Annotated in this window: 1 pseudogene; it reads left to right on the forward strand. The window is 56.2% G+C overall.

Features of this window, described 5'->3' with window-relative positions:
- Positions 1–13 precede the first annotated feature (13 nt).
- Positions 14–613, forward strand: a pseudogene (locus ACXJ5O_RS29005) (spermidine/putrescine ABC transporter substrate-binding protein); the annotation flags it as partial.
- Positions 614–672 lie beyond the last annotated feature (59 nt).

The raw sequence follows: 672 nt of genomic DNA on the forward strand, positions 1-672 counted from the left end.
ATGACGGACCGATGACGGACCGATCCATATTGCCGACGCCGCCAACTATCTTATGGCCCACAAGCCCGAGCTTGGCATCAAAAGCCCGTACGAACTCAACGAAGACCAGTACAAGGCAGCGCTCGATATCCTGCGTGTGCAGCGGACCCTCGCTAGCCGCTACTGGCACGATGCCATGATCCAGGTCGATGATTTCAAGAATGAAGGCGTTGTCGCTTCCGGCTCATGGCCGTTCCAGGTCAACCTGTTGAAGGCAGAGAAAAAGCCTATCGCTTCGGTCGTGCCTGAAGAAGGCGCAACTGGCTGGGCCGACACAACCATGCTGCACGTCGACAGCAAGCATCCGAACTGCGCCTATATGTGGATGGAACATTCGCTTTCACCCAAGGTTCAGGGTGACGTCTCGGCATGGTTCGGCGCCAATCCTTCGGTTGGAGCAGCCTGCAAGGGCAACGAACTCTTGACCGACGAGGGTTGCGCGACCAACGGCTATAACGACTTCGACAAGATCAAGTTCTGGAGAACGCCGGTTTCAAAGTGCGAAACCCAGAGCGAATGCGTGCCGTATCACCGCTGGGTGTCCGATTATATCGGCGTGATCGGCGGGCGCTGATTGGCCGAAACAGCAGATGCCGATTATCTCTCCCCTTTGTGGGAGAGAAAGGATTTTCC

It is taken from the genome of Phyllobacterium sp. P5_D12, assembly GCF_054049495.1.